This is a genomic window from Streptomyces sp. NPDC050759 (assembly GCF_044456945.1).
Taxonomy (GTDB): Bacteria; Actinomycetota; Actinomycetes; order Streptomycetales; family Streptomycetaceae; genus Streptomyces.
This window is the reverse complement of sequence record NZ_JBITGI010000001.1, coordinates 570845-591762: the sequence shown is the minus strand read 5'-3', so window position 1 is coordinate 591762 and position 20918 is coordinate 570845. Positions and strand designations below refer to the sequence as shown.

Genomic DNA, 20918 nt, shown 5'->3' with positions numbered 1-20918 from the left:
CGGTCCGGGGGTGGCGTCGCGCGGGGCCCGGCGGTGCTGGAATGCGCCTGCCCGGCGCGTCGGGGAGTACACCCGGCTCCTGTGGGGAGGACACCCGGCCGCTGTGGGGAGGACACCCGGCCGCTGTCGGGAGTACACCCGGCTCATCGGGGAGTGACAGGCGCCTCCCGGGGGTAAACGCGCTCTCGTCCAGGTAGTGGCGGAGAGACGTTTCTGGCGGGGAGACGTATCGAAGGGAAGACAGCCCGGTCGGGAGAGTGGAGAGCAGGTGTGGACAGATGGCCCGAGACGCCCCGGCGCCACCTTCCGGCGGGCGGGAGCGTGGTGAAGACGTCGTGAACGCCGTGGCCGAGACCGCGGGTCCGTTCGTGCATCCCGCGCTCTTCTACCGCGACGAGCGGGAGTACCTCGCCGGTGTGGTGCCGTTCGTACGCAAGGCGCTCGCCGCCGGGGAACCGGTGGCCGTGGCCGTTCCCACCGAGAACCTGCGGTTGCTGAAGGCGGAGATCGGCACCGGGGAGGCCGTACGGTTCCTCGACATGCGCGAGGCCGGGCGCAACCCCGGCCGGATCATCCCGGGGGTGCTGCGCGCCTTCGCCGACGCCCAGCCGCCGGGTACCCGGGTGCGGATCGTCGGTGAGCCGATCTGGGCCGGGCGCACGGCCACCGAGTACCCGGCCTGCGTCCAGCACGAGGCGCTGATCAACGCGGCCTTCCAGGGCCGCCCGGTCACCATCCTGTGCCCCTACGACACCCGGCGCCTCGACCCGCAGGCCGTCGCCGACGCCTACGCCACCCACCCCGTGGTCGTCGACGCCGGCTCCGGACGCGAGGAGGAGAGCGGACGGTACGACTTCGAGGCCGTGCACGCCCGTTACAACGCCCCGCTGCCGCCGGCCCCCGACGTGCCGGCCCACGCCTTCGTCGCCGATGTGCTCGGCGAGATCCGGCACTTCGCCACCGACGCGGCCGCGCGGTGCGGGCTCGTGCGGCCACGGCTCGACGACCTGGCGCTGGCCGTGGCCGAGCTGACCACCAACAGCGTGGTGCACGGCGGCGGTTCGGGCCTGCTGCGGGTATGGGCCGAGGACGGGCACGTGGTGTGCGAGGTCCGCGACCGGGGACACCTCACCGACCTGCTGGCCGGCCGCCGGCCGCCCTCGCGGGACCAGCACGGCGGCCGCGGCCTTCTCATCGTCAACCTCGTCGCCGACCTCGTGCGGGTGCACACCGGGCCGGAGGGCTCCACGGTCCGCTGCTGGTTCGCCCTCTGAGCCCTTGACGAGCCCGTGCCGAACTGCGCCGGGTCCACCCGGCCCCGGTCCCGCTTGACCTGCGCATTCGTCGCCGTGCCCCCGCGTGGGCAAGGTTCGGGCAGCGTGGCCCGGTCAAGGCCTCGGGTGGGGGAGCGCGGCGGTGCCCGCCCCTGTGCGTACGGCGGACGGACGACGGTTACGCGTGGAGGTCTCGGGGGATCCGCACGGACGCCCCGTGTTCCTCCCGCACGGCATGCCCGGCAGCCGGGTGGGGCCGAAACCCCGCTCGATGTTCCTCCACCAGCGCGGAGCCCGCCTCATCAGCTACGACCGCCCGGGGTACGGCGGTTCGGACCGTACGAAGGCGCCCGGACCGTATGCCGCGCCGCCGGGTGGCGGACGTGGCCCAGGATGTGGCCGATGTGGCCGACGCCCTCGGACTCGACCGGGTCACGGTGGCCGGCCGCTCCGCCGGAGCCCCGCACGCCGGGCCCGGCGGCCGAGGCGGCGCAACTCCCGGACCGACGCGAGGGGTTCGGACGTGGGAACCGGTGGCGGGCGCGCCGTCGTGAGAGCGGCCTTGCCTCAAGAGACAGCCTCTGCGGCGTGGCCTGGCAGGGCAATCACACCCATACTCGGTTTCCGGGGGAGTCCGACATCGGGGGTGGTGTCCATGAGACCTGCTGCACCGGGTCCCAGCATGACCTTGAGCGTGGAAGATCTGCCCCCGCTCTTTCGCGTGAGTGACCAGACCGCGATCTCTCATCAGAGCGAATCCTTCCGCGCCGTGCGCCGGCAGCTGACCGTTCTGCTGGCCGCCACCACGGTGGCGATGCTGGGCCAGGGCCTGGACAGCCACGTCCCGGCGATCCTCGCGGCGGTGCTGTACGGCCTGACCATCGCCATCGGCCTGCACATCGCACGCCGCCGCGCCCGCGCGCAGTGGCAGGCCCACCGAGCGGTCGCCGAACTGCTGAAGTCCCTGGCCTGGCAGTACATGGTGCACGGAGGAGTCTTCCACTCCCAAGCGCCCAACCCGGACGCACTGTTCGCGGAACGGCTGGAGGAACGCCTGCGGGAGATGCGCAAGGTCGGCTGGGTGGACCTGAGGAACGGCCCCGCCGCCCGCGGCGCGGGCCAGATCACGCCGAGGATGCGGGCCGTACGCGCGAAGACGATCGAGGTACGGCGGGACCTCTATCTGCGCGAGCGGCTCCTGGAGCAGCAGGCCTGGTACCGGCGCCGCGCGGCGCAGAGCCACCGCGCCTCCGTGCAGTGGTCGTCCGTGACCGCCGTACTGACTTTCCTGGCCCTGCTCGCGGCCGTGCTCAGGGCGGCCGGGATGCTCGGCGCCTGGGACCTGACCGGGGTGCTCAGCGCTTCCGCGGCGGCCGGGGTCGCCTGGCAGGAGGTGCGCCGGCACCGGCCGCTGACCTACGCGCACTCGCTCGTCGAGCAGGATCTGGAGACCCTGCGGGTCGAGATGAGCACGACCGTGACCGAGGACCGGTGGGCCCTCGCGGTGGCGGAGGCGGAGCGGCTGGTGTCGCCGCAGCACTCCGACTGGCTCGGCAGGTTCGGCGGCTGACGGACCCGGCCCGGCGGTCTCGGCCTGCTGCTCGACGCGCGCCCGCCCCTGTTCTCGTACGGCGGTCCCGGTCCCCGGCGCCACCGCCGGCAGCCGCCCCCGGCCCCGCACGCTCGGCGCCGCCGGTCACCAGGCGGCTGTCATGGCGCGCGGCGCACGTCCGGCTCCCACAGTACGGTCACCGGCACCCCCGTCCTCCGCGCGTAGGCGACCACATCGCCGGTGCCTCCCGGTCCCCGGGCCGGGCGGCCGTCCCAGACGGCGATCAGGCGGTCGCAGTGGTCGACGATCCAGCGGCCCGCCGTGAAGTACGCCTCCTCGTGCGTCGGCTCGCGCGGCAGATCCACCCGGTTCGCGCAGGCGCGCAGGATCCTGCGGTATCCGGCGCGCGCCGCCTCGTCGTCGAGGTGGGCCTCGTAGTCCATGCCCGGGATCACCGCCGTCACCGGGACGCCGCCGTCCAGGGCGATGTCCGCGAACAGCTGGTCGGCGCCGGCCGCGAGGCAGGTGAAGGCCTCCAGGGCGCCGCCGCTGAGGTGTCTGCGCATCTCCGCCCGCACACCGGGTAAGACGGAGCCCGGGATGGAGCGGTGCCCCGTCACGCCGATCCGGGTGACGGAGGTGTAAGCCGGTGCGGTCGCGGTGGAATCGGTTCCGGCCTGTCGGGTCGTCGCGGTTCCGCTCGTCACGAGAGAGCCTCCCACAGCCGTCGGAACTCCACCGTAACGCCGCCGGCGGGGAGCACACAGGGGCGCACCTGCTCACACCGGGCTCGTCGGGCGACGTCCCCTCAGCTCAGCCCGTCAGACCAGCCCCTCAGCTCAGCCGCACCCGACGGCCGCTTGCGGCCGAGGACCTGACCGCGTCCAGCAGCCGGTGCACCCGGACGGCGGTGGTGAAGTCCGGGCCGAAGTCGTCGCCCGTGCGGATCGCGCGGGCCAGGTCCGTGTAGACCTGGGCGACGTTGCTGACCGGGGACGGGGTGCCCAGCAGCGGGCGGTGTGCGTCGGGGACGGTGAGCTGCCGGGCCGGGGAGCCGCCCGCCGGGGCGTGGGTCAGGGTGAAACGCGGGCCCACCAGCGAGTCGTCCGACGACACCAGGACCAGCCGGCCCGTCCGCCCGTGCACCTCGATCCGGAAGCCGTCGCCGCGCGGGCCGCCCGTCATGAAGTGCGCCGAGGCCGCCGCGCCCGACTCCAGCAGACCGCCGAGCACGATCTGGTCCGGGGAGGTCACCTCGATCGCCTCGCCGGTCTCCTCCATCGTGATCCGGTCGATCCGGGTCGCCAGGGTCGCCGAGATCTCGGCGAAGTCCCCGACGGCGTACTGGAACATGTCCAGCGAGTGACCACCCACCACGGCGAGGTGGTTGACGCGTTTCGTCTCGTCGAACAGCGCCGCGTACCGCGTGGACCACACCTCGGGCGTCGCGAGCGAGTACAGCAGGGACGCCGACAGCACCTCCCCGATCAGCCCCTGCGTCAACACCTCCCGCAGCAGCCGTACTTCGGGGTGGTGCCGGCTCTGCAGCCCCACCGCGTGCCGTACGCCCGCCGCCCGCGCCGCCGACTCGAAGCGCTCGGCGCCCGCCGCGTCCGGGGCCAGCGGCCACTCGCTGTAGACATGCCGGCCCGCGGCGATCGCCGCCTCCACCAGACCGTCCCGGGAGGGGAGTTGGACGGCGACGGTGACCAGGTCGACGTCCGGGTCGGCCATCAGTGCCCGGGCGTCGTCGTACGACTTCTGCGCGCCCCACACCTCGGCGGCGGCCCGCGCCGACGCGGCGGTCGTACCGGCAACGGCCGTGACCTGAAAGTCGTTTAGCGCCCTGAGTGCCGGGAGATGGATGTGGCGACCCCATCCCCGCTCGGCGTGCGCGCCGACGACTCCCACCCGGATCCTGTCCGCCATGCGAACTCCCCTCGTTTTCCAGGGTGGTTCCCTGGTCCATCGATAAAAGTACCAGTCGGTTGGTTTTTTTATGAGCCGGGAAGGCAGACTGATCCCGAGAGCTCGTCGCGACACAGGCAGGGGTTGGACGCATGGTCAGGCAGGAACGCGCGGAGGTCACCCGGTCGGCCATCCTCGACGGGGCGGCCCGCGCCTTCGACGCCGAGGGGTACCACGGGACGTCTCTCGGGGACATCGTCAAGGAGGCCGGGGTGACGAAGGGCGCGCTCTACTTCCACTTCGGCTCGAAGGAGGAGCTCGCCCAGGCCCTCGTCGACGAGCAGTTCTCCGCCCTGGAGTCGGTCACGGACACGGGCAGGCCCGGGGTGCAGACCGTCATCGACATCGTGCACACCATGGCCCGGCTGCTGGTGGCGGACGTCCGGGTGCGGGCCGGCATCCGCCTGGTCATCGACCAGAGCTCCAAGACGGGCATCGTCAGCGAGCCGTACACCCGGTGGATCGAGCTCTTCCGGGAGTGCCTGGTCCAGGCGCAGCGGCGCGGGGACGTCAAGGCGGACCTCGACCCCGGGCGGGTGGCCCGGCTGATCGTCGGCTCCTGGACCGGGCTGCAGCTCAGCTCCCAGGTCCTCAGCGGGCGGGCCGACCTGACCGAGGAGACCACCCTCATGTGGGAGATGCTGCTGCCGAGCATCGTGCCGCCACGGCGGCTGGAGCGGTTCCGTCCCGAGGGCACGGCGCTGGTGCCCGAGATGGTCTGACGGGGTCTCACGGGTCACACGGGGGTGACTGCGGCGGCTTCGGGCGCCTGCCGTGCCTCAGGTGGCCAGCGGGTCGAGCGACAGCGGCTCGATCCTGCCCTCCAGCATGTACCCCAGTCCCTGTACGGCGCAGACGTCGGGCCGCTCGGCGATGTGCACCGGCATTCCGGTCGCCTGCCGCAGCATCTGGTCGAGCCCGGGGAGCAGGGCGGAACCGCCGACCATCATGATCCCGCGGTCGGCGAGGTCGGCCACCAGGTCGGGCGGGCAGTTGCGCAGTACCCGGCCGATCCCGTCCAGGACGGCGGTCAGCGGGGTCTCGATCGCGTCCCGTACGGCGGCGGTGTCGACCCGCACGGAACGCGCGAGGCCGGTGGCGACGTCCCGGCCGTGGATCTCGGTGGAGGCGGGGCCCTGCGGGGTGAGGCCGTTGCCGGAGAGGGCGAGCTGCAGCGGTCGTACGGACTGACTGGGCAGCATCAGCTCGTGCTCGTGACGCAGGTGCTGCACGATCGCGTGATCGACGGCCTCACCGCCGACCGGGATGCGCTCGGCGGTCACGATCGACCCGAGCGAGAGCACGGCGACCTGGGTGGCGGCGGCCCCGCACACCATGATCATGGTCGCCTCGGGCCGCTCGACGGGCAGCCCGCAGCCGACGGCGGCGGCGATGAGGGTGTCCACGAGTTCCACGCGTCGCGCCCCGAGTCCCACGAGGGTCTCGATCGCCGCGCGCCGGGCCAGCGGGTCGGCGTCGTGCGGGGTGCAGGCGGCGGCCCGCAGGCGGGGCTTGCGGCGCAGATTGCGGCGGATCCTGTCGCCGAGCAGATGGCGCAGCATGCGCTGGGCCATCTCGATGTCGACGATGGTGCCGCCGGAGACGGGCCGTACGACACGGATGTAGTCGGGGGTGCGGCCCGTCATCTTCTCGGCGAACTCACCGACCGCGATCAGCGCGCCGGTGCGGGTGTTCACGGCGGCGGCCGACGGCTGGTCGACGACCAGCCCGGCCCCCTTCACGTACACCCGCGTCCTCGCCGCGCCCAGGTCGACGGCGAAGTGGCAGCGGCGCAGCTGCTCCAGACTGGCGGTCATCGCAGGTCCTCCCGAGAGCACAGACCGTGGGCCGCGCCGGGTGGCGGGGCTTAGTGGCATTGTGCGGCGGTGGGGGAGGAGGGGCCTTTATTGAGGGGCCGGGTGGGGTGCGGCTAAATGGGCGGTTTTGTGGTTTATGCCCGATGTGAGCGTTTTGTAAAGTCTCGTGATTCAGGGTCAAGGGGTCCGCGGGCGGCCTACGGCAGTGTTCCCCGCTCGGGGTGGGCGATCACCCCGAGCTCCACCAAGTCCTGCGGCCGGATCCGCAGTTGGTCCGCCGTCGCCTCGACCTCCGCCCGCGGTCGCTTGAGGATCGCCGCCGCCAGTTCGGGGGCGATCACGGAGAAATAGCTGTCCGGGGTGGCGTACGTGGCGCCGGGTGCCGCCAGCGCCAGGGCGCCGCCTGACCCGCCCTCACCGATGAGGAGGGTGGTGATCGGGACGCGGGCGGAGGCGACCGTGGTGAACAGGTCGGCGATGGCCGCGCCCGCGCCCTGGCGTTCGGCCTCCGCGTCGTTGGCCGCGCCCGGGGTGTCCACCAGGGTGAGCACCGGGATGCCCAGCCGCTCCGCGAGGCGGATCAGGCGGGTGGCGGTGCGGTAGCCGGCGGGGCGGGTCGCCGTGCCGGTCTGGGCGGCGTAGGCGATGGTGCGCCCCTCGTGCTCGCCGAACCCGCACACCATGCCCGGGTCGGCGCCGCCGCAGCGATCCCCCGAGATGGCCACGCGGTGAGTGAAGTAGGCGTCCAGGTAGGCGCCCGCGCGAGGGCGCTCCGCGCTACGGGCACGCCGGACCGCGTCCCACCCGGTGGCGGGGAGGGCGGTGGCGCCGAGAGGGGGCGGGACGGGGGCGGGTTCGGTACGTCGTGCGGGGTGGGCCTCGGGGGTGCGACCGTCCGCCGTCGCGTCGGCGGCGCTGTCCGACGGCCTCGCCAGCAACCGCAGCCACCTCCCCAGCGTCCGCCGCAGCTCCTCCGGTCGTACGACCGCGTCCGCCGCGCCCGCCGCCACCTGGGCCTCCGCCGTGTACGCCGACGGGTCGGCGTCCGGGGGGCGGACCCGGGAGCCCGCGAAGCCGACCTGGGCGCCAGGGAGGGCGAGGATCACGTCCGCGCCGGCGCCCAGAGTGGCCCAGCCGCCGCCCGTGGTGGGGTCGCGCAGGACGGCGATCTGCGCGAGACCGGCCTCCCGGGTGAGGGCCGACTCGCGGGCCACGCGCTGGAGTTGGGTCAGGGCGAGCATGCCCTCCTGCATCCGGCTGCCGCCCGTGGCCACCAACGGGACGACAGGAAGCCGGTGTGCGCGGGCGTACGTGTACGCCGCCTCCAGACGGTCGCCGGTGCGTTCGCCCAGCGAGCCGCCGAGGAAGCCGAACTCGAAGGCGATCAGGACGGCTCGGGTGCCCTCGACGCGCGCGGTGCCGCAGATGACCGACTCCTGCTCGCCGGTGCGTTCGGCGGCACGGGCGCGCGAGGCGTCGTAACCCTGCCAGGCGAGGGGGCCGTCGGGCTTCGACTGCCGTTCGGGGTACGGGATTTCGGAGAAGTCGTCGGACACCAGGGCCACGACCTCGCGCGCTGACGGCCGTTCAGTCATGCAGCGCCCGCTTCATGATCTTCCCCATGTCGTTGCGGGGGAGGGCGGTGAGGTGGTGGACGACCCGCGGGCGCTTGTGGGGGGCGAGACGGGCGGCCACGTGGTCCGCCAACTCGCCCAGAGCGGGCGGGGACTGGGGATCGTCCGGGACGATCCACGCCACGATCCGCTCGCCCAGATCCGGGTCCGGCTCCCCGGTCACGGCGGCCTCCCGCACCCCCGGGTGCTCCAGCAGTGCGTTCTCGATCTCGCCCGCCCCGATCTTGTACCCCCCGCTCTTGATCAGGTCGGTGGCCTTCCGGCCGACGATCCGGACGTATCCGTCCGCGTCCCGCACCGCCATGTCCCCGGTGCGGAACCAGCCGTCCGCCGCGAACGCCGCCGCCGTCGCGTCCGGCCGGTTGAGGTACTCGGTGAAGAGGTTCGGCCCGCGCACCTGGATCTCGCCGACCGTCTCGCCGTCGTACGACGTGATCGGCGACCCGTCCTCCTCCACCAGCCGCAGTTCCACGCCCGGCAGCGGCACCCCCACGGTCCCGGCGCGCGGCTCGCCGTCCGCGCGCACGCTGGTGTTCATCAGGGTCTCCGTCATGCCGTAGCGCTCGATGACCCGTCGGCCGGTCGTGGCCGTGATGCGCTCGTGGTCGTGCACGGGGAGCGCCGCCGAACCGGAGACGAGCAGCCGGGCCCCGGCCAGTGCCTTCACCAACTCGGGGTCCTGCGCCAGGGTTTCGGCGATGCGGTGGTACATCGTCGGGACGCCGAAGAGCATGGTCGCGCCGGCGTTCAGCTCGCGGGCCACCCCCTCCGTGCTGAACCGGCCGAGGTGACGGACCGAGCCGCCGCGGCGGAGCGGGCCGAGGATGCCGAGGACCAGGCCGTGCACATGGAAGAGGGGCAGGCCGTGCACGAGGATGTCGTCCGACGTCCACTGCCAGGCGTCGGCGAGGGCGTCCAGCGTGGTGGCGACGGCCCGGCGGGGGAGCACGGCGCCCTTCGGCGGGCCCGTGGTGCCGGAGGTGTAGACGACCAGGGCGGGGTCGCCGTCCTGCGCCGCACTGTCGGGGACGGTGCCGCCGGTGGCGCGCACGTCGATGTCGACGCGCTCCAAGTCACCGACGGCTGCCGGAAGTTCGGTGCCAGGCGCGGCGAGCAGCAGGCCCGGCCTGCTGTCGTTCAGGATGTGCCCGAGCTCCTTCTCCCCGGACTTCGGGTTGAGCGGCACCGCGGCGACACCGGCCTCCAGCGCCGCCACCACGGCCACCGCGGTCTCCAGTTCCGCGGTCGCCCAGACGGCCACGCGGTCGTACCGCGCGAGACGGCCCGCCAGGGCGCCGGACGCTGCCGCGAGTTGCCCGTAGGTGAGTGAGCGGTCGCCGAACCGCAGGGCGGGACGGTCCGCCGTGGCGCCCCTGAGGGCCGGGAAGAGAGAGGTCACGCTTCACAACTCCAAACATGTCGTCGCCTGTCGGTCCTACCCGAAGCCCGGAACCACCAACACCAGCCACACCACCGCGGGTACCACCGCCACCACGATGCCTCCGTAGATCATCAACTGCCGGAAGAAACGCTCGCGGTCCACGTCCGGTGCCGCGGCCAGCACCAGCGCGCCGTTCGTCGAGAACGGGCTGACGTCCACGACCGTCGCCGAGACCGCCAGCGCCGCCACCATCCCGACCGCCCCGATCTCGCCCTGCGCGAGGAACGGCACCGCCAGCGGGATCAGCGCACCCATGATCCCCACGGACGAGGCGAACGCGGAGACGATCGCGCCGATGTAGCACAGCAGCACGGCGGCCAGCAGCGGGACGCCGATGCCGCCGACGCCCTCCCCGGCCCACTTGATCGTGCCGATCTCCTCCAGCACGCCGACGTAGGTGAGGACACCGCAGATCAGCAGCACCGTGGACCAGGCGATCTGCCCGACCGCCTTGCGGCTGTCCTCCGGCCAGGCGGCGCTCAGGATCACCGCGAGGGTGATGGAGGTGAGCCCGGCGTCGAGGTCGAAGGCGAGGACGGCGACGACGAGGGCGACCAGAGCGGTGAGGGTGGCGATCCGGGCGGGGGTGAGACGGGTGGTGCCGGGGGTCTCGGTGCGGGTGGCCACGGCGGTGGCGGTGGCGGGACCGGTGCCGCCGCCGGGGGCGGCACCGGAGGAGGTGCCGGCACCGGGGGAGGGCGCGGCGCCGGTGCCGTCGTCCGGGGCGTCCCGCTTGTCGGGAGCACCCCCGGCCCCGGTGGCCTCGTCCAACGGGACCGCACCCTGCGCCCACAGCTTCAGCCCGCCGAACAGCACGAACATCACGCCCGCGATGACGAGGTTGACGATGAGCGAGGCCAGGAAGAGGAACACCTCGTTGCCCGGGAGGTGCTCGCGCTCGACGATGCCGTTGACGATCGTGCCGTAGATGCTGATCGGTGAGAAACCGCCGCCCTGGGCGCCGTGCACGACCATCGCGCCCATCAGCAACGGGCTGATCCCGTACCGCGCGGCGAAGCTCAGCGCGATCGGCGCGACGATCGCGACCGCGGCCGGGCTGACCGCGCCGATCGCCGTCAGCGCGCCGGTGATCGCGAACATCACCCACGGGATCAGCGCCACCCGCCCGCGCACGAGCCGGATGGACGCGTGGACCAGCCAGTCCGTGGTGCCGTTGGCCCGCGCGATCGCAAACAGGTACGTCACGCCGACGAGGACGACGAACAGGTCGCCGGGGAAGCCGGCGAAGATGCCGTCCGCGTCGAGATCGGCGACGAGCTCGCCCACGGCGAATGCCGCGGCGAAGGCGAGGGCGCCCATGTTGACGGAACGGGTGGTGGCGATGACGAACACCACGACCAGGACGAGGATCGAGATGAGTTCTGGGGACATACGGGCTCCCGTCGTTGGGCCCCGGAGCGGTGGGGTGGCCAACTGGCTCAGTGGACAATTGGACAATTGGCTGAGCCACTCGGCCACATGGGGGATGGCTGGTTAGCGTGGTGCGGACCGCGCGGTCCGTCAAGGGGGCGCGCAAAATTGGCTCAGCCACTTGACCAATTGGCCACCTATGGGGTGTTACTCGGGTGTTACTCTCCCGACGAAACGAGAGGGGGACCCGTGACCGACGCCCTGCGCCCCATGACCAAGCCGCGGCTCTACGAGCAGGTGCTCGACCGGCTGCGCCAGTACGTCGCCGAGGGCGGGCTGCGGGCCGGCGACCGGCTCCCGCCCGAGCGCGACCTGGCCACCCGCCTCGGCGTCAGCCGGGCCTCCGTGAAGCAGGCGATCGTCGTGCTGGAGGTCCAGGGGCTGGTCGAGGCACGGCACGGCGGCGGGACGTATCTCGTCCGGGACAGCCTCGACGTCGAGCCCGTCGAGAAGATGGTCGAGCGGCGCCGGCGCCTGCCCGACGTCCTCGACGCCCGCGAGGCCCTGGAGACCAAACTCGCCGAACTGGCCGCCGAACGCCGCACGGACGAGGACCTGGTCGCCATGCGCATGGCCCTCGCCAGGATGGCCGGGGAGATCGAGGACGGCGGCCACGGCATCGAGGGCGACCGGCTGTTCCACGCGGCAGTGACGGCAGCCGCGCACAGCAGCCTGCTCGCGGAGTTCATGCGCTCCATCGCCGACCAGATCGCCGAGAGCCGCACCGAGTCCCTGCGCCAGCCGCACCGCCCCGAGCGTTCCCTCGCCCAGCACCGCGCGATCCTCGACGCGATCACCCTCCAGCGCCCGGGCCAGGCGGCCTCGGCGATGCGCCGCCATGTCCGCACGGTGGCGAAGGTACGGCTGCTGGACTGGGAGCCGGACCCGACGGACCAGTAGACCGCCGACGAGCTCCGGCGACCGGGCCCGCCACCGCTCACCCGCCATCGCCGACCGGCTACCAGCCATCGGCTACTGACTGCCGCCACGACGGCACAGCAGTACCTTCAGCGCTTCACGGGCGTCCCGACGCCTGCCCGGGCTGCGCGCCAGCACGGCCGTGAGAGCCACGGTTGCGATGGTGCCTACATAGAGCGCACCGCTGATCGTGACGGGCAGGAGTGTGCCATCGACACCGTGGAGCGTAGCGAGCATCGTCGCCGCCTTCCGTCGAGCCGGCCGGGTGGCCGGGTGAGCTGGTCTGCGCCCATGTCCTCAGGCCCGTGGCGGTTCTGTGGAGCGGGCCCGCACTGGCGGACGTCCGTTTACGCTGGTCAGTCCAGGTACGGAGGTTGTTCGGTGTTCATTCGGACCGGAAGAACGGCGGACGGGGCGGTCACGGCATGACGGAGGGGCAGGGGGACCCCGTTCGGGGCTTCGGGGACGACTTGCGTGGCCTCTATGTGGCCGCGGGCTCGCCGCAGTACGAGGCGCTCGCCCGCCGGGTGGGCGTGGCGCAGTCCGTCCTGCATGAATGGGTGAACGGTGCGTCGATTCCCTCGGACAAGCATCGGCAGTCTCTGGACGCTCTGGTGACGGTCCTGGGGAAGCTGGTCCGCGGGGAGCACCGGACGTACCCGACCGCTTGGTGGGAAGCCCGGCGCAGGGCGGCCCGGCAGCACAGGCGGACGAACGCCGGCCGAGGCGGCTCCCGGCCGGTATGCAGGGTCCTGGGGCCGGTCCCGCCCGCAGCGGAGTGCTACCAGGATCGGCCACATCTGCGCCGGACGTTGGAGACCGCGGCGGCGGACGGCACCTCAGCGCCCTGCGAACTCGTGACCGGTATGGGCGGTGTCGGAAAGACCCAACTGGCAGCCTGTCACGCCCGTTCGGCCTTGGCGGCGAAACGGGTGGATGTGCTGCTGTGGGCCACGGCGGCGTCGAGGGCGGCAGTCGTCGACGCGTACACGAGCGCGGCCGTTCAGCTCCTTGGAGTCGGGGAGGACGATCCCCAGGCCGCGCACACGTTCCTGAACTGGCTCGCGATTCCCCCGGGAAGCAGGTCCGGCTCCCCCGTTCCCGGGGCGCGCTGGCTGATCGTCTTGGACGACGTGCCGCACGCCGAAGCCGTACGTGGGCTGCTGCCTCCGCCCTCCCCTCATGGGCAGACCGTGATCACCACGCGGAACCGGGACGCGGCCCTCCTGGGGCCCGGGCGCCGGCGTGTCGAGGTCGACCGGTTCAGCCGCGAGGAGGCCGTCGCGTACCTGACCGCGAAGCTGGAAGCCCACGGTCGAAACGCAGAGCCGGTACAGGTCGAGGGTCTGGCGGAGGACCTCGGCCGACTGCCTCTGGCCCTCTCCCAAACCGTGCCCTACATGGTCAATAGGCAGCTGGACTGCGCGGCGTACCGCAGACGCCTGGCCGACCACGCGAGAACCCTGAAGGACCTGCTGCCGCCGCGCATCGGCCTTCCGGACGAACAGGACCTGACCGTGGCTGCGGCCTGGGACCTGTCCATCGACCTGGCCGATCAACTGCCTCCCCAAGGCCTGGCGCGCCCGCTGCTCCAGCTGCTGTCCGTCCTCGACCCCAACGGGATCCCAGCCGCCGTGATCACATCGGCCCCCGCTCGCGCCCATCTCGCTCATGGCGGCGTGTACCACGCACACCCCTCGTCCGATGCCGAGCCGACGGCCGACGACGCCACGGACGCCCTGTGGAATCTGCATCAGTTCAGCCTCGTCGAGCACAACCCTCAGGTGGCGCACCGAGCGGTTCGTGTCCACCGGCTCGTCCAGCGCGCGGTCCAGGAGCGCTTCAGCGCGGGGAGCCGGCGCCACTGCGGCCGGACTGCGGCCGACGCTCTCGTCGCAGCCTGGCCCGACACCGAACGTGACACGGACCTCATCGGCTCCCTGCGTGCGAACGCCGCCGTTCTGTACGAGCACTTCCCCGACGCGCTGTGGGAACCGGAGAAGCACCCGGTGCTGTCCGTGATGGGGTACAGCCTCCTGGAGGCGGGCCAGGTGATCGCGGCCCGGGACCACTGGCGGCGGCTGGCGGAGACGGCCCGGTCGCGACTCGGCCCGGATCACCGGATCACCCTGGCGGCGCTTGGGACGTTCGCGAACTGCCTGGGGGAGTCGGGGGACACCGTCGGGGCGGCCGCCGTCTGCGCAGAACTGGTACAGGACGCGGGCCGAGTGCTAGGCGCACGGGACAGGAACGTCCTGATCGCCCGTTCCAACAGGGCGATGTGGCGGGGGCGGTCGGGGGAGTGGGCGCAGGCAGCCGACGAGTTGACCGAGATCCTCAAGGACGTGGCGGAGGTGCTCGGCGCGGACAGTCCCGAGACCTTCCAGCTGCGGGGGAACCTCGCGGCTTTCCGCGGAAGGTCGGGAGACGCGGCCAGTGCTGTCGAGGCATCCGCCGAACTGCTGGAGATCCAGCGAGAGACGCTGGGGACCGACCATCCTCATACCTTGACCACCTGGAACAACTACGCCTACTTCCTGGGAGAGTCGGGCGACGTGACCGGGGCGGTAGAGGCCTTCGCCGAACTGCTGGAGCACCGCAGGAGGGTCCTGGGGGACGATCACCCGATGACTCTCGCCACCAGGGGCAACCACGCCTTCTGCCGGGGACAGGCGGGGGATGCGGCCGGTGCCGTCGAGGCTCTCACCGAATTGCTGGAGCACCGCAGGCGGGTTCTCGGGGAAGGACACCCCGACACGGTCACCAGCAGAAGCAATCTGGCCCTGTGGAAAGGGTGGTCGGGGGACGCGTCAGGAGCGGCCGCCGAGTTCGCCTTCGTCGCGGCGGACGCGGAACGCGTATTCGGCGCGGACCACCCGGACACGCTGGTGGCTCGCGCCCGACTCGGCCTCTGGCGAGGGCGGGCCGGCGATCCTGTCGGGGCCGTCGCCGCATACGCCGAATTGCTGGAGGACCAAAGGCGGATCCTGCGCGACGACCACGATCGCATCCGCTCTACGCTGGTCGAGATTGCCCGCTGGAGCTGGATCGCGGGCGACCGCGAAGCGGCTCTCGCCGCGCACGACCAGTTGCTCGAGAACGTGACGCGACATCTGGGTCCCCATGACCCGGCCGTCCTCGATGTCAGGACGGGGCGCGCCCACCACAAGGGACACACGGGGGATCCCGCAGCCGCCGCGGACGAGCTCACCCATGTGGTCTCCTCCCTCTTGCTCACGGAGGGTGCCGACAGTCCCCACACACTCTCCGTCCTACGCGGCGTCTTGATGTGGCGCATGGAGGCGGGTGACATCGCCGCGGCCGCCCTCGTGTACGCGAGGCTGACGGAAAGTCTGCGCCGGGCCCTGGAGGCGGGTCCGCAGTACCTGGGGCTGCGCCACGAGCTCGCCTGCGGGCGTGGAGAGGCCGGAGACCGGGAGGGGGCGGCGACCGCGTTCGGCGAACTGACCCGGAACATCCAGCGGACGCTCGGCGCCGACGCGTCGGAGGCGTACACCGCCGTTTCCGCCGCGGCCTATTGGCGTTGGCGCGCGGGAAAGGGAACGCCACTCGCAGCCCATTCAGCGCGCCGTGAGCTTTTCATCGAGACGTTCAGGGTCGCTGCCCACCTGTGACTCGCCCGCTCGGCGTCCGGGGCCCGCGCTAGCGACCGGCAGCCGCAAGCACCGTCTCCACCACCGGCCGCAGCGACTCCGGATGCAGGAACAGGAACAGGTTCGGTTCGACCAGTTCCAGTTCCATCACCCGCGGCCGCCCGTCCTCCCCGTCGACGAGGTCCACGCGCGCGTACAGCAGTTCCGGCGCATCCGGTACGGCGGCCAGGGCGCGCTCGGCGACCTCGAGTTCGGCCGGAGTCGGCGTCCAGGGTTCCAGGCCCGGGTGGGCGACCTTGGCCGCGTCGAAGGCCGTACCGGGAGCGAGGACCGCCCGCTTGCGGCTGGCGTGCAGCAGCCGGCCCCCGAAGAACTGCAGCGCCCGCTCACCGCCCGCGTCGATGCCCCGCATGTACGGCTGCACCATCGCGGTCAGCCCCTCGGCGTGCATGCGCTCCAGCTGTCGTACGGCACTGTCGTGCTGCTCGGGCGTGTACCGGGCGGCATACCGTGCGCCCGCCCCGGACGTGGGCTTGACGACGTACTCGTGGTCGCGGGGCAGGTCGGCCGGGTCGCCGGGCGCGAGATACCGGGTCGGCACCACCGGCACCCCGGCCTCCGCGAGCTCCCCGAGGTACCGCTTGTCGGTGTTCCAGCGCACGACCTCCGCCGGGTTGGCGAGCCGCGTCACCTTGGCGCACCGCTCCGCCCACGTCACGAACTCGGCCGCCCGCCAGCTGTAGTCCCAGGTGGACCGGATGACGGCCAGGTCGTACCCGGCCCAGTCGACGTCACCGTCGTCCCAGAACACGGCCTCCGCCTCGGCCCCGGCCTCGCGCAGCGCGGCCACCAGCAGAGGGAGGTCGGCGTCCCTGCTGGGTTCCGGTCGGGGGTCGTAGGTGACGAGGGCTATTCGGGGCACGGCGGATTCCTTTCCCATACGGCTCGACCGGCAGGCTATCCGCCGCGGAAGCAACCGCGGCAACCGCTTTACCTTCCCCCTGGGTGAAGCCCCACCATCAGGAGCGAGGAACATGAGGAGGCCGTATGGAGTGGCTGACGATCGGGGCCTTTGCGCGGGTGTGCCGTCTGTCGCCGAAGGCGTTGCGGCTCTATGACGAGCTGGAGCTGCTGCGTCCGGCCCGCGTCGACGCGGCGACGGGCTACCGCTACTACACGCCGGCCCAGCTCGAGCAGGCCCGGCTGGTGGCGTGGCTGCGGCGGCTGGGCATGCCGCTGGCCCGGATCCGTACGGTGTGCGCGCTCCCGCCTGCTGCCGCCGCCGACGAGATCCGCGCGTACTGGGCGCAGGTCGAGGCGGAGACGGCCGTACGGCGGGATCTCGCCGCGTTCCTCGTCGACGAGCTGGCGGCGACGCCGAGGAAGGACACCACCGTGCTCGAACTGCGGTACTCCGCCCACTCGGACCCGGGCCTGGTCCGCCCCGTCAACCAGGACACCGCCCACGCGGGCGCCCGCCTGCTCGCGGTCGCCGACGGATACGGCCCGGCGGGCGCCCCCGCCAGCAGCGCGGCCGTGGCGGCACTGCGGTTCCTGGACACCGCCGACCTCCGCGCCGGCAACGTCCTCAACCTGCTGGCGGACGCCGTGCACGGGGCGACCGAGGCGGTACGGGACGTCGCCGCGGGGACCGCCGAGAACGGCACGACCCTGACCGCCCTGCTGTGGACCGGCTCCCGCCTCGCCCTGGTGCACATCGGCGACTCCCGCGCGTATCTCCTTCGCGGCGGCGCCCTCTTCCGTGTCACCCACGACCACACGGTGGTCCAGTCGCTGATCGACGAGGGCCGGCTGACGGTGGAGGAGGCCGTCACCCATCCCCAGCGGGCCCTGCTCCTCAAGGCCCTCACCACCGGCCTCCCGGACCTGAAACTGCACGACGCGGAACCCGGCGACCGCTATCTGCTGTGCTCCGACGGCCTCTCGGGCGTCGTCCCCGACACCACCATCCGCGACCTGCTCACCACCGCCCCCGCCCCCGACACGGCCGTCCACTGTCTGGTCGACGCGGCGAACACCGCGGGCGGCCCGGACAACGTCAGCTGTGTGGTGGCGGACGTGGTGGAGACGGTGGCCCATACCCCTGCATCATGACGGCCATGTCGATGTCCGGAACCGACGCGTACGACAGGGAATCCCCTCTCCCCCCGCTCGTCGAACGAGCCCTCGCCGCGGCCCGTACCCATGGCTTCCCCTACTCCTGCCGCCCCGAACAGGGCCGTCTGCTGCAGGTCCTGGCGGGCGGAGCGCGGACCCTCGTCGGGGAGACCGGTACGGGCTGCGGGGTGGGTCTGGCGTGGCTGGCCTCGGGGGCGCGGGACGGCGTACGGCTCCTGAGCGTCGAGCGTGACCCGGAGCGCGCCCGCGTCGCCGCCGAGGTGTTCGCCGACCGACCCGACGTGCGGATCCTTGACGGCGACTGGCGCCGCATCGAGGATTACGGCCCCTACGACCTCCTCGTCCTCGACGGCGGCGGCACCGGCAAGACCTCCGACGACACCCCGGCCGACCCGGCCCGTCTTCTCATCCCGGGCGGCAGAATCGTGATCGACGACTTCACCCCGGCATCCAACTGGCCGCCCCGGCACGGCGGTTCCGTGGACCGCCCCCGCGTCTTCTGGCTGGAGCACCCCGCCCTGGACACGATCGAACTGCCGCTGGCCGAGGACCTGGCCACCCTGGTGGGGACGCGGCGCCGGACCGCCGGGCGGCAGGGCGCGATCAGCGCACCGCAACCCTTTGCAGCAGGCCCCACGTGAACTCGGCCACCACCTCCCGGCGCACGCCCTTCCCGTCCGGGGCCGTGAACGTCAGGCCCCAGCGGGTCGGGGCCGTGCCCTCCAGGGGGCGGGTCGGAGGGAAGGCCCGGGCCGCCTCGTCCACGGTGCAGGACCAGGGGGTGAGGTCTTCGAGGGTGCGCAGGTCAGGGCCTTCGGTTTCCGGTGCCCTGATCAGCCACTCGTTCCACACCGTCGAGCCGTTCGGCGCCAGGAGTGCTTCGAAGCGGAGGTCGGGCCACAGGGGGACGGGCCAGAGCCAGGCCTCGCACTCCAGGTCGCCGACCTTGCGGGTGAGGACGGTCTCGGGGGCGCCGAGGACCGAGCGGTACCGGGAGGCGGGGGTGCGGGCCCGCGGGGAACGGATCATCGCCTGCCAGCGTTTGTTGGCCTCCCGCATGTCCGCGATCGAGACGCCCAGCGCGTGCCGGGCGTCCTCCACCAGGCCGGGGTTGTGGTCGGCCATGCGGCGCAGCAGGACCAGCTGGAAGTCGAGCGGGGTGAAGGGCGCGCTAGCCGCCTGCTTTCCGGAGGGCATGTCCCCCATCGTCCCCTACAGCACTGACACCGGGACGGCGCCCGTCAGGGAGGAACAGCACCGAGTTGATGTACCGCGGGCGGTGGACGAAGGGCAGGACCCGGCGCAGGAGGCCCTGGTTGACGACGTACGACGCCGTCTCCTGGTGGGCCTCCAGGGGGAAGCCGGACAGCGGGACCCAGGTGGCGCGGGGCAGCACCCAGCCGTCGTAGCCGAGGAGGGACAGGTACGTCACCACCGGGCCGATCGGCTGGATGCGGGACTCCAGTTCGACGAAGAGCGCGGGCCGGTCGCGCGCGAGGATTCCCGTGGCCCCGCGCAGCACCGCCAGCTCGCTCCCGTCCACGTCGATCTTGATGAAGTCGACGTCCTTGAGGTCCAGTTCGTCCAGCGTGACGCAGCGGACATCCACCGCCCGGCCGTGGATGTCCCGCCGGACCAGGGAGGACACCCCCCGGTCGCCCTCGTCGCCGGGCGGCAGCCACAGCCGGGCGGTGCCCGGCTTGTCCGTCGCGGCTGCCTGCACGACCTGGACGTTCGCCGGGGCCGCGGAGGTCAGCAGCCGGGCCAGATGGGGTACCGGCTCGACGGTCACCACCCGCCGTGCCCGTCCGGCCAGCCGCCGTGTCCACGGCCCGTACCAGCCGCCCACGTCCACCGCCGTCCGGCAGTCCGCCGGGCACAGGTCGGCAAGGCGCGCCAGCTCCGGTTCGAAGCGCGGGTACACGGCCCGGGCGGCCGCCGCGACCAGCCGGGTGGGCAGAAGGGGGGCCACTCTGGCAGCCCAGGTACGAGCCGGTCCGGTCATGGAGTCATCCGTTTCAGGAAGTCTTCGTGTTCGTCGTCCGTCACCTGCTCGCCGGAGGCGGGCAGCAGCTGCGGGATGCCGTCGACGATCGGATAGCGGCGGCGCAGCCGCGGGTTGTACAGGGCCTCGTCCGGCGGTACGAGATGCAGGGGGCCCTTGTCGAGCGGGCAGGCCAGGATCTGCAGCAGCGGGTCGTCGGGGTTCATGGGGGCGTCAACTCCTTGGCACCGATGGGGGGTTTGGGCGCCGGATCGTGCTTGGGCATGCTGAGCAGTACGGCGACGGCGAGCACCGTGCCCGCGAGGCGCAGTGCGAGCCGCAGCGGGTCGTGGGGGAGGGACTCGCCGAACGAGAGCGTGCCGAGCACCGCCGTGTAGAGGCAGGTCACCGTCGTGCACACCGGCACGATCAGCGAGGCCCGGCAGCGTTGCAGCGCCGCCTGCGACATCACCAGGCCGAACGCCCCGGTGAACAACAGAAGATACGGATACGGAGAGCCCAACAGCTCAACTACCGCGCTGCCGAGTCCACTTGACGTCAGACAGCTCGACACGCCCTTGATCGCGAGGGAGCTGACCCCGTACAGCAGGCCCACCGCGACGCCGTACTCGACGCCGGTCGTCGGCATGCGGTGCCGGTGCCTCGTGCGCCGCTCGGCGGACCCGTACAGCCACACGCCGGCCGCCAGCGACGGCACGCACACCAGCAGGATCAGCTGATAGGGGGCGTCCCGGCTGACCTGGTCCGAACCCTCCTTCAGCGACAGCACGACCATGAGGAGCGCGGCGAGGATGGCGCCCAGCGCGTACCGCTCCCGGCCGGTCGTCTCCTCGCCCAGTAGCCGGGCCGACAGCAGGACGAGCAGCACCAGACCGGAGACGAAGATGCCCTGCGCGGCCGCGATCGGCAGCGTCCGGTAGACCGCGAGCTGCGCCCCGAACCCGGCCGCCAGCGAGAGCGAGCCGCCGATCCACAGGGGGCTGCGGAGCACCAGCCCGAGCAGCTTGACCGGTTGCCGGATGTTCACCTCCGGCAGGGAGGTGAGCGCCCGTTTCTCCAGGACGAATCCGACGCTGTACAGGGTGTTCGCCAACAGGGCCGCCGCCACTCCCCACCACATCGTCC

Annotated in this window: 18 protein-coding genes and 1 pseudogene; 8 read left to right on the top strand and 11 right to left on the bottom strand. The window is 72.4% G+C overall.

Translation table 11 applies throughout. The features are described 5' to 3' along the window. Window positions 1–335 precede the first annotated feature (335 nt). The 3 genes and pseudogenes from ACIBJB_RS02635 (at window position 336) to ACIBJB_RS02625 (ending at window position 2844) form a co-directional block, all read left to right on the top strand. A complete protein-coding gene (locus ACIBJB_RS02635; protein WP_398925744.1) occupies window positions 336–1274 on the top strand; it encodes an anti-sigma factor RsbA family regulatory protein in 939 nt (312 codons plus the stop codon). Between the two features lie 142 nt (window positions 1275–1416). Next, a pseudogene (locus ACIBJB_RS02630) lies at window positions 1417–1744 on the top strand (alpha/beta fold hydrolase); the annotation flags it as partial. 185 nt (window positions 1745–1929) lie between these two features. Next, a complete protein-coding gene (locus ACIBJB_RS02625) occupies window positions 1930–2844 on the top strand; it encodes a DUF4231 domain-containing protein (protein ID WP_398925742.1) in 915 nt (304 codons plus the stop codon). 140 nt (window positions 2845–2984) lie between these two features. On the opposite strand, the gene ACIBJB_RS02620 is transcribed toward ACIBJB_RS02625, so the two are convergent. After that, a complete protein-coding gene (locus ACIBJB_RS02620) occupies window positions 2985–3452 on the bottom strand; it encodes a hypothetical protein (protein WP_398926813.1) in 468 nt (155 codons plus the stop codon). 208 nt (window positions 3453–3660) lie between these two features. Then, entirely contained in the window at window positions 3661–4755 is a 1095-nt protein-coding gene (locus ACIBJB_RS02615; RefSeq protein WP_398925740.1) for a Gfo/Idh/MocA family protein, read from the bottom strand. A gap of 131 nt (window positions 4756–4886) precedes the next feature. Between ACIBJB_RS02615 and ACIBJB_RS02610 the strand changes: the two genes are divergently transcribed. Further along, on the top strand, window positions 4887–5516 hold the full coding sequence (locus tag ACIBJB_RS02610; protein ID WP_398925738.1) for a ScbR family autoregulator-binding transcription factor: 630 nt from the start codon (window positions 4887–4889) through the stop codon (window positions 5514–5516). Window positions 5517–5573: 57 nt separating this feature from the next. On the opposite strand, the gene ACIBJB_RS02605 is transcribed toward ACIBJB_RS02610, so the two are convergent. The 4 genes from ACIBJB_RS02605 to ACIBJB_RS02590 all read right to left on the bottom strand — a co-directional run bounded on the left by ACIBJB_RS02605 (window position 5574) and on the right by ACIBJB_RS02590 (window position 11078). Further along, complete coding sequence (locus ACIBJB_RS02605; RefSeq protein WP_398925736.1) at window positions 5574–6611, bottom strand: rod shape-determining protein; 1038 nt, start codon at window positions 6609–6611, stop codon at window positions 5574–5576. A 197-nt stretch (window positions 6612–6808) separates the two neighbouring features. Further along, on the bottom strand, window positions 6809–8206 hold the full coding sequence (locus ACIBJB_RS02600; protein ID WP_398925734.1) for a carboxyl transferase domain-containing protein: 1398 nt from the start codon (window positions 8204–8206) through the stop codon (window positions 6809–6811). Beyond that, a complete protein-coding gene (locus tag ACIBJB_RS02595) occupies window positions 8199–9644 on the bottom strand; it encodes an acyl-CoA synthetase (RefSeq protein ID WP_398925732.1) in 1446 nt (481 codons plus the stop codon). Before ACIBJB_RS02595 ends, ACIBJB_RS02600 begins: the two co-directional genes overlap by 8 nt. A gap of 36 nt (window positions 9645–9680) precedes the next feature. After that, a complete protein-coding gene (locus ACIBJB_RS02590) occupies window positions 9681–11078 on the bottom strand; it encodes an SLC13 family permease (protein WP_398925730.1) in 1398 nt (465 codons plus the stop codon). A gap of 228 nt (window positions 11079–11306) precedes the next feature. Between ACIBJB_RS02590 and ACIBJB_RS02585 the strand changes: the two genes are divergently transcribed. Beyond that, the gene (locus tag ACIBJB_RS02585) at window positions 11307–12017 is read left to right on the top strand and encodes a FadR/GntR family transcriptional regulator (protein ID WP_398925728.1); all 711 of its coding nucleotides are present in this window, start codon (window positions 11307–11309) and stop codon (window positions 12015–12017) included. A gap of 443 nt (window positions 12018–12460) precedes the next feature. After that, entirely contained in the window at window positions 12461–15670 is a 3210-nt protein-coding gene (gene fxsT, locus ACIBJB_RS02580; protein WP_398925726.1) for an FxSxx-COOH system tetratricopeptide repeat protein, read from the top strand. A 28-nt stretch (window positions 15671–15698) separates the two neighbouring features. On the opposite strand, the gene ACIBJB_RS02575 is transcribed toward fxsT, so the two are convergent. After that, a complete protein-coding gene (locus ACIBJB_RS02575; protein ID WP_398925724.1) occupies window positions 15699–16571 on the bottom strand; it encodes a RimK family alpha-L-glutamate ligase in 873 nt (290 codons plus the stop codon). Window positions 16572–16696: 125 nt separating this feature from the next. Between ACIBJB_RS02575 and ACIBJB_RS02570 the strand changes: the two genes are divergently transcribed. Continuing rightward, the gene (locus ACIBJB_RS02570) at window positions 16697–17764 is read left to right on the top strand and encodes a MerR family transcriptional regulator (RefSeq protein ID WP_398925722.1); all 1068 of its coding nucleotides are present in this window, start codon (window positions 16697–16699) and stop codon (window positions 17762–17764) included. A 5-nt stretch (window positions 17765–17769) separates the two neighbouring features. Then, on the top strand, window positions 17770–18429 hold the full coding sequence (locus ACIBJB_RS02565; RefSeq protein WP_398925720.1) for an O-methyltransferase: 660 nt from the start codon (window positions 17770–17772) through the stop codon (window positions 18427–18429). On the opposite strand, the gene ACIBJB_RS02560 is transcribed toward ACIBJB_RS02565, so the two are convergent. The 4 genes from ACIBJB_RS02560 to ACIBJB_RS02545 are packed head-to-tail and all read right to left on the bottom strand — an operon-like array spanning window position 18392 to window position 20901. Then, window positions 18392–18994 (bottom strand): hypothetical protein, encoded by a 603-nt coding sequence (locus ACIBJB_RS02560; RefSeq protein ID WP_398925718.1) that lies wholly within the window; start codon window positions 18992–18994, stop codon window positions 18392–18394. The two genes, ACIBJB_RS02565 and ACIBJB_RS02560, sit on opposite strands and share 38 nt — an antisense overlap. Next, window positions 18960–19793, bottom strand: coding sequence for an FkbM family methyltransferase (locus tag ACIBJB_RS02555; protein WP_398925716.1), 834 nt, complete (start codon window positions 19791–19793; stop codon window positions 18960–18962). Before ACIBJB_RS02555 ends, ACIBJB_RS02560 begins: the two co-directional genes overlap by 35 nt. Next, on the bottom strand, window positions 19790–19999 hold the full coding sequence (locus tag ACIBJB_RS02550; RefSeq protein WP_359375591.1) for a Trm112 family protein: 210 nt from the start codon (window positions 19997–19999) through the stop codon (window positions 19790–19792). Before ACIBJB_RS02550 ends, ACIBJB_RS02555 begins: the two co-directional genes overlap by 4 nt. Beyond that, entirely contained in the window at window positions 19996–20901 is a 906-nt protein-coding gene (locus tag ACIBJB_RS02545; RefSeq protein ID WP_398926811.1) for a hypothetical protein, read from the bottom strand. The genes ACIBJB_RS02550 and ACIBJB_RS02545 overlap by 4 nt, the downstream gene beginning before the upstream one ends. Window positions 20902–20918: the final 17 nt, after the last annotated feature.